General features: G+C 57.5%; 11 protein-coding genes. 1 reads left to right on the top strand and 10 read right to left on the bottom strand.

Annotated elements, in window-relative coordinates:
• Window positions 1–76 precede the first annotated feature (76 nt).
• The 9 genes from mmsB to KHO30_RS03145 all read right to left on the bottom strand — a co-directional run bounded on the left by mmsB (window position 77) and on the right by KHO30_RS03145 (window position 10,485).
• Window positions 77–1,300: a multiple monosaccharide ABC transporter permease gene (mmsB, locus tag KHO30_RS03185; protein ID WP_234486951.1), complete on the bottom strand. Its 1,224-nt coding sequence runs from the start codon at window positions 1,298–1,300 to the stop codon at window positions 77–79.
• Window positions 1,278–2,816 carry a multiple monosaccharide ABC transporter ATP-binding protein gene (gene mmsA / locus KHO30_RS03180; RefSeq protein WP_200620995.1) on the bottom strand — a complete coding sequence of 513 codons (1,539 nt, stop codon included), beginning with the start codon at window positions 2,814–2,816 and terminating at the stop codon, window positions 1,278–1,280. Before mmsA ends, mmsB begins: the two co-directional genes overlap by 23 nt.
• Window positions 2,817–2,907: 91 nt before the next feature.
• On the bottom strand, window positions 2,908–3,978 hold the full coding sequence (gene chvE / locus KHO30_RS03175) for a multiple monosaccharide ABC transporter substrate-binding protein (RefSeq protein WP_280531427.1): 1,071 nt from the start codon (window positions 3,976–3,978) through the stop codon (window positions 2,908–2,910).
• A 96-nt stretch (window positions 3,979–4,074) separates the two neighbouring features.
• The gene (locus KHO30_RS03170; protein WP_093634128.1) at window positions 4,075–5,163 is read right to left on the bottom strand and encodes a Gfo/Idh/MocA family protein; all 1,089 of its coding nucleotides are present in this window, start codon (window positions 5,161–5,163) and stop codon (window positions 4,075–4,077) included.
• Between the two features lie 24 nt (window positions 5,164–5,187).
• Entirely contained in the window at window positions 5,188–6,180 is a 993-nt protein-coding gene (gene iolG, locus KHO30_RS03165; RefSeq protein ID WP_200652989.1) for an inositol 2-dehydrogenase, read from the bottom strand.
• 41 nt (window positions 6,181–6,221) lie between these two features.
• Window positions 6,222–7,100, bottom strand: coding sequence for a sugar phosphate isomerase/epimerase family protein (locus KHO30_RS03160; RefSeq protein ID WP_093634130.1), 879 nt, complete (start codon window positions 7,098–7,100; stop codon window positions 6,222–6,224).
• 67 nt (window positions 7,101–7,167) lie between these two features.
• Window positions 7,168–8,088 (bottom strand): intradiol ring-cleavage dioxygenase, encoded by a 921-nt coding sequence (locus KHO30_RS03155; RefSeq protein WP_211700023.1) that lies wholly within the window; start codon window positions 8,086–8,088, stop codon window positions 7,168–7,170.
• Window positions 8,089–8,219: 131 nt separating this feature from the next.
• Complete coding sequence (locus KHO30_RS03150; RefSeq protein WP_211700022.1) at window positions 8,220–9,134, bottom strand: LysR family transcriptional regulator; 915 nt, start codon at window positions 9,132–9,134, stop codon at window positions 8,220–8,222.
• 136 nt (window positions 9,135–9,270) lie between these two features.
• On the bottom strand, window positions 9,271–10,485 hold the full coding sequence (locus KHO30_RS03145; RefSeq protein ID WP_211700021.1) for a phytanoyl-CoA dioxygenase family protein: 1,215 nt from the start codon (window positions 10,483–10,485) through the stop codon (window positions 9,271–9,273).
• A gap of 93 nt (window positions 10,486–10,578) precedes the next feature.
• On the opposite strand from KHO30_RS03145, the gene KHO30_RS03140 reads away from it, so the two are divergent.
• Window positions 10,579–11,622: a LacI family DNA-binding transcriptional regulator gene (locus KHO30_RS03140; RefSeq protein WP_211700020.1), complete on the top strand. Its 1,044-nt coding sequence runs from the start codon at window positions 10,579–10,581 to the stop codon at window positions 11,620–11,622.
• A 62-nt stretch (window positions 11,623–11,684) separates the two neighbouring features.
• On the opposite strand, the gene KHO30_RS03135 is transcribed toward KHO30_RS03140, so the two are convergent.
• On the bottom strand, window positions 11,685–12,869 hold the full coding sequence (locus KHO30_RS03135; protein ID WP_211700019.1) for a porin: 1,185 nt from the start codon (window positions 12,867–12,869) through the stop codon (window positions 11,685–11,687).
• Window positions 12,870–13,194: the final 325 nt, after the last annotated feature.

Here is a 13,194-nt window from a genome sequence, read left to right as displayed (position 1 = left end):
AGTATGCATGTCAGTCGAGCCTCGCCACGCACCAGGCCCAGCTGAGTTCTAAATCCGGTCTGCCATAGGAAAGTAGCTACGCTTTGTTCTTGTTGTACACGTCGACGAAAACGGCCGCGAGCAGAACGATGCCTTTGATAACCTGCTGATAATCCACGCCGATGCCCATAATGGACATGCCGTTGTTCATCACGCCCATGATGAAGGCGCCCACAACCGCTCCGACCACCTTTCCGACACCGCCGGAGGCGGAAGCGCCGCCGATGAAACACGCTGCGATGACGTCGAGCTCGAATCCCGTGCCAGCCTTCGGCGTTCCACTATTCAGACGTGCGGCGAAAATCAGACCTGCCAGCGCAGCAAGGACACCCATGTTCACAAAGGTCAGGAAGCTCACTGCAGGAACACTGACACCCGACAATCTCGCTGCCTTTGCATTGCCGCCAACCGCGTAGATACGTCGACCGATCGTGGTGCGATTCATGATGAACGTGTACACACCAATCAGCACAGCCATGATGACGAGCACGGTAGGCAGGCCACGATAGGATGCAAGCAGGTAGCAGAAGAACACAATCAGTGCCGTCAGGACGAGATTCTTCGCCACGAACATCGAGAACGAGCCACTCTCGACACCATGTTTCGCCGCGCCGGCGCGATGCCGAAGCTCAATCGCGAAGAAAAGCGCACCGACAAACGCGCCGAGGACAATCGAAGTGATGTGAAGCGTCTGTCCGTGAAAAAGGTCAGGGATAAAACCCGAGCTCACGGCGCCGAATGCATCAGGGAACGGGCCGATGGACTGGCCTTGCAGAACGAGGTTTGTCATGCCACGGAAAACCAGCATGCCGGCCAGCGTCACGATGAACGAAGGCATCCGCCAGAACGCAATCCAGTAGCCTTGCAAGGCGCCAATCAGCGCGCCGGCCAGAATACAGATGATGGTTGCCCAGACGTAGTTGACCTCGAACTGCACCATCAATACTGCCGCCAACGCGCCCACCAAACCGGCCGTTGAGCCGACGGACAAGTCGATGTGGCCTGAAACAATCACCATGAGCATGCCAAGGGCCATGATGACAATGTAGCTGTTCTGAAGCACCAGATTGGTCAGATTGAGCGGTTGCATCAATACGCCGCTCGTCGAGACCTGAAAGAAGACCATGATGATGACGAGCGAAATGAGCAGTCCATACTCGCTGCCAATACGCTTCACCACACCCAAAACTTCGCTTTTCTTGACCTCGGCGCCTTCGGCGACCACTGGAGAGAGTGCCTTACGCATTTTCGATGCCTCCATTTCGCATAATCGCCCGCATAATCTTTTCCTGCGAGACTTCTTCTGCGGTGAATTCGCCGACAAACCGGCCTTCATTCATGACGTACACGCGGTCGCACATGCCAAGCAGTTCGGGCATTTCTGAGGAAATCATGACCACACACTTACCTGCCGCAACCACCTGATTGATGATGTTGTAAATCTCGTACTTCGCTCCCACATCGATGCCTCGCGTGGGCTCGTCGAGAATCAGTACCTCGGGTTCAGAGAACAGCCACTTGCTCAGCACCACCTTCTGCTGATTTCCACCCGACAGGTTGCCAACGACGTGGGTAACGCCTTGAGCGCGGATCCGCAGCTTCTTTAGAAAATCGGTCGCAACCTTTATCTCCTCGTGCTCATCGACGACACCAAATCTGGAGACCCCGATCAGGTTCGCCAGCGTGATGTTTCGCTTGATGTTGTCGTCCAGGAGCAGACCGTTGCCTTTCCGGTCTTCTGTCACGTAGGCGATGCCCGCCTTGATGGCCTTCTGTACCGATGAAACGTCGACCTGCTTTCCGTGCATCAGCACCTGGCCCGTGATGTCCTGACCATACGTGCCGCCGAAAACGCTCATGGCGAGTTCCGTACGCCCAGAACCCATCAGCCCTGCGATGCCAACGATTTCGCCCTTGCGCGCTTCCAGATTGACGCCTTTGATGACGGCACGGTCCCTCTGCGTGGGATGCTGGACACGCCAATCCTTCACTTCAAAAATGACTTCGCCGATGTTCGGCGTACGCGGCGGGTACCGGTCGGACATCTCACGGCCGACCATCGCCTTGATGATGCGGTCTTCGCTCACGCTCTCGGCTTTGCAGTCGAGGGCGTCGACCGTCGAGCCGTCACGGATCACGGTGATTCCATCCGCGACACGCGAAATCTCATTCAGCTTGTGCGAAATGATGATTGACGTCACACCGCGCGACTTGAGTTCGAGCAGAAGACTCAGCAGTGTGTCACTGTCTTTTTCATTCAGGCTTGCGGTAGGCTCGTCGAGAATCAACAAGCGAACCTCTTTCGATAATGCCTTTGCAATTTCAATGAGTTGCTGCTTGCCAATCCCGAGCGTGCCGACCGGCGAATCTGGCGAGTCCGTGAGGCCGACCTTCGCCAGAAGTGCCTTCGCCTTCGCGCGCGACACCTGCCAATCGATGACACCTCGCTTCGACTGCTCGTTACCCAGATAGATGTTCTCGGTAATCGAGAGCATCGGTACGAGGGCTAGCTCCTGGTGGATGATGATGATTCCGACTGCCTCGCTATCGGAAATATCGGCGAATGCCCGCTCCTGACCGTCGTAAAGAACGTCGCCAGAATAAGAGCCGTGCGGATAGACGCCACTGAGGATCTTCATCAGGGTCGATTTTCCCGCGCCGTTTTCTCCGCAAATGGCGTGAATCTCGCCCTGACGGACCTTCAGATTGACGTTATTCAGGGCTTTGACAGCGCCAAAGCTTTTCTGAATTCCGCGCATCTCCAGAATGGTATCCATGGTCAAATTCCTCTGATTGGTCACGCTCGCGAGCGTGCCTGCGTGAAGCGAGGCGCTGGTGGGCGCCCCGTCACGCGGACGTTCAGATGCCTTACTTGATCTGGGCCTGCGTGTAGTAACCGCTGGTCACCAACTCCGACTGGTAATTGGCCTTGTCGACGAGGATTGGCTTCACGAGATAAGTCGGAACGATCTTCGTTCCGTTGTTGTAGCTCTTCGTGTCGTTGACAGGCACCTGCTTGCCGCTCAGCGCGTTGTCGACCATTTCGGCGGTCACGCCCGCAAGCTTGCGAGTGTCCTTGAACACGGTCGAGGTCTGGTCGCCGCGAACAATGTTCTTGACGTTCTGGATGTCTGCGTCCTGGCCAGTGACAACGGGCATGGTTTGCTGGGCCGAACCGTATCCGATGCCCTTAAGCGACGAGATAACGCCAACTGCGATTGCGTCATTGGGCGTCCAGACCGCGTCGAGGTGGTCCTTGCCGTAGAAAGCGCTCAGCAGGTTGTCCATCCGGGCCTGAGCCGTCGCGCCATCCCAATTGCGCGTCGCGACTTTATCGAAGGCAATCTGCTTGCTCCGAACCACGAATTTGCCGCTGTCAATGTACGGTTTGATAACTGACATACCGCCCGCGTAGACCATATGGGCGTTGTTATCGTCCGATGAACCACCGAACACTTCGATGTTGAACGGGGTTTTGCTGCCGGCCTTCTGCCAAGCGCTGACGATGCTCTGCCCTTGAAGAACGCCCACGCCATAGTTGTCGAAGGTTGCGTAGTAGTCGACATCCTTGGTCTGGCTAATCAGACGGTCGTACGAGATGACCTTGATGCCTTTCTTCTGCGCGAGCGCCAGAGCGTCAGAAAAGGTCTTGCCGTCGATCGGTGCGATGACCAGTGCTTTGACACCCTTCGCAAGCATGTTCTCGACCTGGTTCACCTGCGTCGGAACGTCGTAGTTTGCGTACTGCAGGTCGGCCGAATAGCCTTTCGCCTTCAGTGCATCGACCATGCTTTTACCATCGGTAATCCAGCGGGATTCCGTCTTGTCGGGCAGCGAAATGCCAATAACACCCTTATCCTGGGCGAAAGCAGCGCCAGACATGGCCGAGAAAGCTACCGAAGCAGCCAGGATGACCGCGACACTCTTCAGAATTTTCATGACTTCGTCTCCTATTTAGGAATGCGTATTTGTGCTGCCGGTTTATGAAGTACGGAATCCCAGGCCGACGCCGGAAGGCGTCAGCCATTCAAACGCTTAACCGATAAAGACCTCTGCGCCCGCTTCTTTGGAAGAAGCGAACATGGCCTCGATGACACGGCTAATGTTGTACGCCTGCGTAGCCGGCACAACCGACTGCGTGCCGTTGCGCAACGCGTCGAAGAACGCGTTCGACTCCCGGTCGAAGTACACCGGGTTGCCGATTTCAGCGATATCGGGCGAATACTCCGTCTTTTTTGTTGCCCAGATTTCCGGGAAGCTGGTCTCTTGCCACTCGGTCCAGCCCTCCGGATGGTCACCCTTGCCCGCGTCATAAATCTTGTAACTCGCGGGCAGCGAGCGGGAAGACATAATGCCTTCCGTTCCGTAGGCGGTGATGTCCCAGCTCTCGGTCCACGGCAGGACGTCCCACGACATGAAGTCGACCGTGACAATCTTGTCTTCGTAGTTCAGCACCGCGCCTGCTGCGTCTTCACGCGATTCGTCACCATGGAAGTTCGGAAACTTCGTGATACGCGCGTTGACCGAGCGGGGCAAGCCGAAGTGCAGAAGGATGCGATCCACCAGGTGACATCCAATAACGAATACGGCGCCGCCAATATCGCCTGGCTGGGTCATGTGCGGCGTTCCGGCCTCATCGTGCGAGCAGCCGCCGTGGGCGCGCACCTGAACGACTTTGCCGAGGCGTCCGCTCTTGAGTGCCGCCTGCATGGCATCGACCGATGGTGCGAAGCGCCAGCAATAGCCGACTTGCACGAGTCCGCCGGTGCGCTCCACAGCCTCGACGATGCGCTTGGCGTCGACGGAACTGCGGCCAGCAGGTTTCTCGCACAACACTGCCTTGCCCGCCTCGAGCGCTTCAATGGTCAGATCGGCCATCTTCTCGCTCTTGGAGTGGACGAGCACGACATGAACATTCTCGTCCGCCAGGATGTCTTCCTTCGAGCGCGCCTCGAGACCGAGCGCGTCGACGAACGGTGTGAGCAGCGGGCTTTTGTCCCACGCGCCGAGCATCTTTGCGTCGGTGCGACGCTGGATTGCCTTGACCCGCCCCGACGTATGGGGGTGAGTGATGCCAAGACATGCTACGCCGAGCGTTTCGTTGGGACCGATCTTTCGCGTCATGACTTATCTCCTCCAGATTTCCCGTTACACCTTGACGGCTTTGCCCGACAACGCCGACTCGAGCGCGCAGTCCGCCAGACGCAGCGCCTTCAGCCCATCCTGAACGGAGGTCGGCAAAGGCGAATTGGCGTTCAGTGCGTCGACGAAGGCTTCAAGTTCGGCCTTGTATGCAGCCTCGTAGCGCTCGAGGAAGAAGTTGAGCAGCGGCTCGCGGACATCAGTCGCTTCCTTGGACCAGCGTCGAATCGTCGAAGGACGCAGATTTTCTTGCAGGAGCATTCCCTTCGAACCCGACACTTCCATGCGCTGGTCGTAGCCGTACACCGCTTCGCGACAGCAGTTGATGTGGCATTGCTTGCCCGAAGCTGTCCGCAACTGCACCATCACCGTATCGAAGTCGGTCAGCTTCTCAAGCGACTCGTCGACGAGACGGCTGGCCATGGCCATTACCTCGACCGGTTCTTCGCCGAGCAGCCAGCGAGCCATGTCCAGGTCGTGGATCACCATGTCGCGGAAGATGCCGCCTGAGTGTTCGACATAGTCACGCGGAGGCATGCCCGGGTCACGGCTCGAAATGATGACCTGGCGCACTTCGCCGACGTCGCCTGCGTCGATCGCTTTGCGGAAGGCTTGCGATGTCGGGTCGAAACGTCGATTGAACGCGAGCATGACGCGACCGCCCAGTCGCTCGACTTCGTTTGCCGCGGCTAGCGACTTCTCCATGTCGAGGTCGATAGGCTTCTCGCACAGAACAGCCTTGCCGCGCTTGACGGCTTCGAGCATGAACGTGATGTGCGTATCCGTCGGCGTACCGATGACCACTGCGTCGATGTCGTTGCGCTCGAGGACGGCTGCCGCGTCCGTCGAGGCCTCGCAGCCCAAACGGCTAGCCAGCGACTTAGCCGCACTTTCAACGGGGTCTGCCACCACGACCAGTTTTGCGTTCGGGCTCGCGGCGACGTTGCCGGCGTGAATGCGACCAATGCGGCCGGCGCCGAGTACGGCGATTCGAATCATGTGAGTCTCCAGAAATACGTTGTCGGTTAAGGTCGAAAGCTTCAGGCGGAAGTCGCGGCTTTTGCCGAGAACTGGGCGATGGTGGTGTCGTAAGCGCGCTTTGCCATCTCGTCGAGCGGAAATTTCCGGTGCACCTCGGAGATGAGTTCCACGCCGTAGTACGGCAGCGTGCAGCCTGCTTGTTCAAGGGCATCGACGAAGGCGGGGCAGTCACCTGCACCTTCGCCACAAAGCTGGCGGTTAAAGGTCGAGTCGTCGAACAACGATCCCTTGACCTGCGCGCCGACGTCATCCATCTCCACGCCCTTGATGAAGCGCGCGGGGATCTGGGCGACTTCGCTATAGGGGCTACCGCCGCGTGCGACGTGCCAGTGGTCAACCATCAGGCCGCCATTGGGTTGGTTTGCGCCTTGAGCAACCTGCAGCGCTTCCGCGATGTTTCGAATGGGAGAGAAAGGCATGAACTCGATTGCAACCGTGGCGTCAACCATCGCCACGTCCTGGCAAAGCTTCCCGAATTCGTCGGTCATGCGGGGGAAGTCGGCCGGATTCTTGTCGAACGGACTCGCGCCGATTTTCAGATTGCGCATGCCCAGTTCGCCGCCCAGTTCGATGAAACGGCGACGGCAATCGTCCGACTTGGCACGCACCTCGCCGTCGAAGTACCAGTCCATGAGGATCTCGAGCTCGAAGTACTTCATACCCGTGTCGTCCAGAATCTTCTTGACGCCGGACACGCCGTACTTCCCGATGCTGTACTCGAGATCATCGAGAATGAGGCCGATACCGCTCCAGCCGGCACGCGAAGCTGCTTCGCAGCGATCGCGCAGCGGGAACGGGCTGATTTCGTTCGGTGCACACGGATAGACGTCGCCAGCGAGTGTCCAGTACGCAGCCAGCAGTTCTTTCTTCGCGCTCATAGGTAGTACTCCTGTATCTCTCAATGTCATCAGTTTTTTTGGCGGCACGCTCCCGCGCACCAAACGATTACGGGATTGCCCGCGTGGGCTTTGTGGACGTCGCGAGGGTGAAGTCCCACGACACAGACCAAAACGGTGATAAGACCCCGACGCGCTCACCCGCTGCCGGGTCGTCAATCTTGTTGAATTCAGCGATGAGTTCACGCTTGACGCCAAATACCGCGTCTTCGGGGAGATACGGACAGTCGGGCGTAAAAATGTGAGTGATGACCGGGTCAAAGCCAGGCGCGGTGACGATGAAGTGCAGATGAGCAGCTCGGTTCGGATGTCGGCCTATTGCGGCGAGGAGCTTGCCAACCGGACCGTCCGAAGGAATCGGATAGTGACGCGGCTTGACAGACTTGAACCAATAGCGGCCTTCAGCATCCGACGTAAAAACGCCGCGAAGATTTGAGTCAGGCTGAATGCCTTTCTGCTGCACGTCATAGAAGCCGTCGTCGTTGGTCTGCCACACCTCAAGCTTCGCGTCAGGAATCGGGTTTCCATTGATATCGGCAACCCGGCCTTCAACAACCATGAGCTCGCCCTTTCCGTCCAGGCAGATGTTGGCGCCGTTCGGATATTCAGGTGCGTTGGCGACGTAGAAGGGACCCAGAATCGTGTTCGGCGTAGCACCGCTCGGACGACGATGATTGATTGCATCAACGAGCATCGAGACGCCCAGAACGTCCGAGAGCAGGATGTACTCTTGCCGCCAGTCCGTGCACATTTGACCCGTCTCGGTCAGGAAGCGAATGGCGGTGAACCACTCTTCATGCGTCGGCTCAATTTCCTTGACCGCAGCATGAAGATGCTTGACCAGAACCGACATCACCTGACGCAGGCGAGCGTCGGCATCTTCGCTCATACGGGCGTTGACGACTTCGGCCGAGCGAGCCTCATCGAAATAAGGCGATGCGGGCGGAACTGCAGAGGTTGCGCTTTGCATTGCGTGTCTCCATCAATCTCTTCTGTAGCTTTGAGACGAGTCTATATTCGTCGTGACTGGCAAAACAGAGCTAGAAAGGGAAAGTCTTTCGCGCTGAGTGGGAAGAAACCCCAAATGCGATGAGCGCAAGCTCACGCTGTCCAATGCCGTTCGTATTCGTTGTGGTGAAACCGCTCGACGAGCGCATCAATGAACAGGCGTACCTTTACAGGTAGGTGTGAGCGAGTCTGAAACGCGATGTTCATGGTTAGGCGAGGAAGGTCCCAGTCGTCGAGCACCGGGACAAGGCGGCCTGCCTTGAGGTCGTCGTAGATGATGTATTTGGGCTGCACCAGAATGCCCATGCCGTCTAGCGCGGCGATACGCAATATCTGGCCGTCATTCGATTCCACTAACGGCTTCACTCTGACAACGACGTTCTCACCACCGCGTGTGAATGAAAGCTCGCGTGGATTGTCGGCGAGTTGATAGTTCAGCAGCCTGTGCTTCGCGAGTTCCGCCGGGAAGCGAGGGCGCCCGTTCACCTCGATGTAGCCGGGCGATGCGGCCAATATGCGGCGTGTCGAAGCCAATCTTCTAATGGTTATGTTGCTATCTGGCTCGAGGACTTTCGTACGAATCGCGACGTCGATGCCGTTCTCGATGATGTCGCAGTAACGGTTAGCCGCCACCACGTCCACTGTAATGTCGGGGTAGCGCGCCGTGAAATCAGGAAGCATCGGCGCGATGTGAAGCATGCAGAACGATAACGAGGCGGTGACGCGAAGGACACCGCTTGGACGCACAACCGCTTCCTTGGTGACAGCCTCTGCTTCGCCAAGATCGGCGAGGATGGATTTGCAGCGTCGGTGAAACTCAGCGCCAGCCTCAGTCAGGTAAAGGTTGCGAGTCGTCCTGCGCACCAGTTGGACGCCAAGTCTCGCCTCCAACGAAATCAAATACCGACTTGCTGCCGAGATGGAGAGCTCGACAGCCTCCGCAGCACGGCTGATGCTGCCCGTCTCGGCCACTTCGACGAAAAGTTGTAGTTCCTTGAACTGATCCATGCCCTTGCACCATTACGCCTCGTTCACTCACATCCGAGCTGGATGCGGGAGCACGCGCGACCTCGCTGAGTCATTTCCCGTGTCGCGTCGGCATCATGATAGTGCTGTAGCTCTATCTTTTAGTCACAAAAACACATCAATAATCTATCAGTTCAGTGGATTCGCCATGCCCTTGACGCCAGGCATGCTTCGCGAGGGCTCGCGCAAACTCGGCCGGCTCCCAGTCTTCCCGAAGCGCTCGGAGCATCATCTGGCCTTGGCTCTCCGGCGCGAGTCCCCCGGCGGGCGGATCCCTGTCGAGGTTTGTCGGGAACGCATAGCCTTCGGCGCACGAGGCAATCACCGACAGCGCCTCGAGCCCGCTTATCTTGCCGGTCTTAAATCTGTCCCGAAGGACTGGGTAGAGAGTCTCGGACATGCGCGTTCGATCCACGGCTTCCATCGCCCGACCATAAGCCGACGAGACTTGAAGCAGGTTTGCCATGCGCTGAACGTGGCTCGTTCGATTCGACCCGGCTGCGTGAAATAACGCCGGATTGAAGAAGATGGCATCGCCCTTGGCAAGCGGCACCTGAACGAAGTTGTTCTCGAAATACGCCCGGAAATCAGGTCTACGCCAAGCCACATAGCCTTGAGCGTATCGCTGCGAGTAAGGCAGGAGTTTGGTCGGACCGCTCTCAACAGGCATGTCGCTGTGCGCAACAGCCCCTTGCAGCGTGAGAAAAGGCGACATTCCATGCACGTGCGCTGGAAAAGACGCCGCCATCTCAGCCGTCTGGAAGCCCAGATGGTAGTCACGATGGGCTTGCTGTGCCTCGCCGCCGGGTCTGACAACATTGACCTGCGACGTAACCTGAAAGCACGGGCCAAGCCATGCCTCGGCGGCCGCCGGCAGCCAAGGGTTCGAAAAGTATCTGGCGAAGACATCAGGTGCCGCAAGGCAGAGTTTTTCCTGTGCGTTCCAGATACGATCGTTTGCGCCTGCTTTCGCGAAATGGTCAGCCTTCGAGCCCGATTTCTTCTCGGCTTCAATAATCGATTCGAAGATGGCCGTCGCCTCATCCACGCACCCGGTGTCGTCAAAAGCGCGCTTGAGCACAAAGACGCCCGCTCCATCTCGCAGGACTTCGGCCCACTCCGACAGTAGCTGAAGCCTTTCCGTTTCAGACGAGCGCACTTCTTCCAGCTCACGGCATTCGTATACAGGAATCGCTTGAACCGACTTTGTCGCGTAGCGTAGCCCGCGCTCCCCTGTCGCGTTGAGCGCTCTCACGAAATCGCTCAAGCTGCAGTCGCTTTCGCGATACCAGTTGGTTCGCTCAGCGAGATAGTCTCCGCGTCGGTCGTCCATACGTGCCTCCTATATTCGATGTAGGATAGCTCGCAAAGCACAGATCGAATTATCAGAAACACATCAAAAAACTATCAACGATGGAGGGTCGGATTGGCTCACCGCTTCTTGATCAAGGAAATTGCCCTTCAGGCAGGGCTTGGAGTGGCAACTGTTGATAGGGTGCTGAACGGACGCGCGAACGTCCGGGAGCACACTCGCAATCGGGTTGAGCAGGCGATAAAAGAACTTGAGAAACAGGAGCTAAACCTGGCGACCACGGGGCGCAAGCTCATGGTCGACGTGGTAGTGGAAGCACCGGCGCGGTTCAGCGACGAGATAAGGAATGCGCTCGAAGCGGAACTCGCGTTGATGCACCCGGCGGTTGTTCGTCCGCGCTTCCTGTTGCGGGAGACGATGACGACGCCCGAAGTCGTGGATGCTCTTCGATCTATCGCCCGAAGAGGCAGCCATGGTGTTTTTCTGAAAGCCCGCGACGTTCCCGAGATTGCCGAGGTGGTCCGCGAACTCCAGCATCACGGCATTCCCGTCGTCACCGTCTTCACCGACATACCGCTGTCGGGACGCATCGCCTACGCCGGGCTCGACAATCGCGTCGCTGGGGCCACGGCGGCCTACCTTCTGGGCCTTTTGCTGGGCCCCCAGGCGGCTAATGTGTTGATAACGATGAGCGACGAGCATTTTCGGGGCGAGGAGGAGCGCGAGATAAGCTTTCGTCGAGCATTGCGCAAGCACCACCCCCAACTCAGGCTGATCGATGCAAGCGGCGGACATGGCCTTGATTTACCGACTGAAGAGCGAGTCCGAAGCGTTCTCAACGATGGTACTTGTATCGCTGCCGTGTACTCCATGGGCGGGGGTAATGTCGCGATTCTTCGCGCGCTGGAAGCGCAGCAGCAAGCTCCGGTCTGTTTCATCGGTCACGATCTGGACAAGGATAATGTGCAGCTGCTACGCACTGGAAGGATTCAGGCAATCCTGCATCATGATCTCCGACAGGACATGCGCTCCGCGTGCCATCACGTCATGCACTTTCACAAGCTCCTGCCAGCATCCTCTGTCGCGTCATCTTCTTCGGTCGTGGTCGTGACGCCAGAGAATATTCCGGACCACATCGCCAGTCGTTTCCGCGATTGAATCGACCACTCGCGTTCCTGAGAGGTCCGGGAATCAATCGTCACCCGGACCTCTCGACAGCATCAGAACTTCGTCGCCAACCCTGCAATAACGCCAAACTGGCTTTTGCCATAGTTGGGGTTGGTGCTCGAGGTGCTCCCGTTGACGGGGTCGTTGTTGATATTCGCGCCATACAGACCACTGTCGAGGCTGATGTTAGACGACGAGCTGTTTCTCACATACGCCAGTTCCGTGTACAGGAGCGTTCGTTTGGATAGCGAATAGTTCGCCCCCAACGTGTAGAGGGTTGCGTTCCCGTTCCCATTGTTTGCATTCGCGTGATAGACGGCGCCGGTGATAGCAAGCGCAGGCGTCGTCTGCCAGATCGCGCCAATCCACTCATGATTAACGGCTGTCGGGAGGCTCGTTCCTGCCGGCAACGCTGACGGGGTCGCCGTGCCGAAATAGCCCGCATTCGATGCGTTCGGAGCGCTCAGATGCTGGTAGCCAATGTATCCAGTCACAGGACCGAATGCGTACGTCAAGCCCGTGAGAATCGAGCGGGAAGCAAGGTACACGTTGCTGAATTGGCCGTTTCCGTCGCGAACCTCGTCATAGGTCGCCTGCCAGAAAAGGCCCTTGTTCGCGTAAGAGAGTTTGATACCATCCGAGCGCCCCTGCGAGCTTCCGAGTCCGCTGGAAGTACCGAGTTGACCAGGTGCGCTTCCAGGATTTCCCGCGTTCCACGTCGACGAATTCGTCAAATCATACTGGCCTTGCAGGGTAAAACCGCCAATCGTCGGCGACAGGTACTCCGCGCCGTTCGCTGCCTGCGAAAAGATGCGGCCGCGTACCAGCGTTCCAATCGCATACTTCTTCGTTTGCTGGGGGTCGACGTCGCCCGAGTATTGACTTATCTCAGCCGAACCCATGTTGCCGAACTTGATTTGCCCCCAGGTGTCATTCTGCAGGCCTACGGTCGCCTGCCCCTCGAAGAAACTTCCGTTCGCGAAAGCCCCGGTCATGGTATTCAGTCGGGACTCGAGCGTGAAAATTGCATGGGTGCCGCCGCCGAGGTCCTCACTGCCTTTGAGACCAAATCTCGATTGCGCCCAGCCTCCGCTTTGCGCACCGAATACATGCCCCTTCGGTTGATTGGTCTCGTATGCGATACCGTTGTCCACGATGCCGTATAACGTGACGCTGCTCTGAGCCATCGCGGTTGTCGTCGCAGACAATGCGAACATGCCGAACAGAAGTTTCTTCATCGCTATCTCCGTTAATATAGTTGTACTACGTACTTCCCCTGATACAGCAGGAGCTCACATCTTTCCCGGCGCCCGTCAATCGTTGATCAAATGCGACACGCCTGAAGGACGTGGAGTCTCAGAGACGCTCGCAAGGAAGGAAATGAGAAGAAAAAACAAGCACTGGAGTAAGGCTTAGGCGGAGGGTAATAACTTCCGTGGGGCACGTCTCCTGAACTGCGCTTGTATTTTTGCCCGAGTGTATATTCCCCATCCACTCGAACAAAGAGCAGAAAGGGGAATCTCTTTCGTGAAATCAGGGAAAATCCGCGTTAGAGCAAGTGCG

This window comes from Paraburkholderia aspalathi (assembly GCF_905220735.1).
GTDB classification, from domain to species: domain Bacteria; phylum Pseudomonadota; class Gammaproteobacteria; order Burkholderiales; family Burkholderiaceae; genus Paraburkholderia; species Paraburkholderia aspalathi.
This window is presented reverse-complemented; position numbering and strand designations above follow the sequence as displayed.

Excerpts from the sequence above, each read along its gene's own strand:
- KHO30_RS03150 (WP_211700022.1), bottom strand. The coding sequence starts at position 9,134 with ATGGATCAGTTCAAGGAACTACAACTTTTCGTCGAAGTGGCCGAGACG.
- KHO30_RS03135 (WP_211700019.1), bottom strand. The coding sequence starts at position 12,869 with ATGAAGAAACTTCTGTTCGGCATGTTCGCATTGTCTGCGACGACAACC.
- KHO30_RS03145 (WP_211700021.1), bottom strand. The coding sequence starts at position 10,485 with ATGGACGACCGACGCGGAGACTATCTCGCTGAGCGAACCAACTGGTAT.
- chvE (WP_280531427.1), bottom strand. The coding sequence starts at position 3,978 with ATGAAAATTCTGAAGAGTGTCGCGGTCATCCTGGCTGCTTCGGTAGCT.
- KHO30_RS03160 (WP_093634130.1), bottom strand. The coding sequence starts at position 7,100 with ATGAGCGCGAAGAAAGAACTGCTGGCTGCGTACTGGACACTCGCTGGC.
- mmsB (WP_234486951.1), bottom strand. The coding sequence starts at position 1,300 with ATGGAGGCATCGAAAATGCGTAAGGCACTCTCTCCAGTGGTCGCCGAA.
- KHO30_RS03170 (WP_093634128.1), bottom strand. The coding sequence starts at position 5,163 with ATGACGCGAAAGATCGGTCCCAACGAAACGCTCGGCGTAGCATGTCTT.
- KHO30_RS03155 (WP_211700023.1), bottom strand. The coding sequence starts at position 8,088 with ATGCAAAGCGCAACCTCTGCAGTTCCGCCCGCATCGCCTTATTTCGAT.
- iolG (WP_200652989.1), bottom strand. The coding sequence starts at position 6,180 with ATGATTCGAATCGCCGTACTCGGCGCCGGCCGCATTGGTCGCATTCAC.
- mmsA (WP_200620995.1), bottom strand. The coding sequence starts at position 2,816 with ATGGATACCATTCTGGAGATGCGCGGAATTCAGAAAAGCTTTGGCGCT.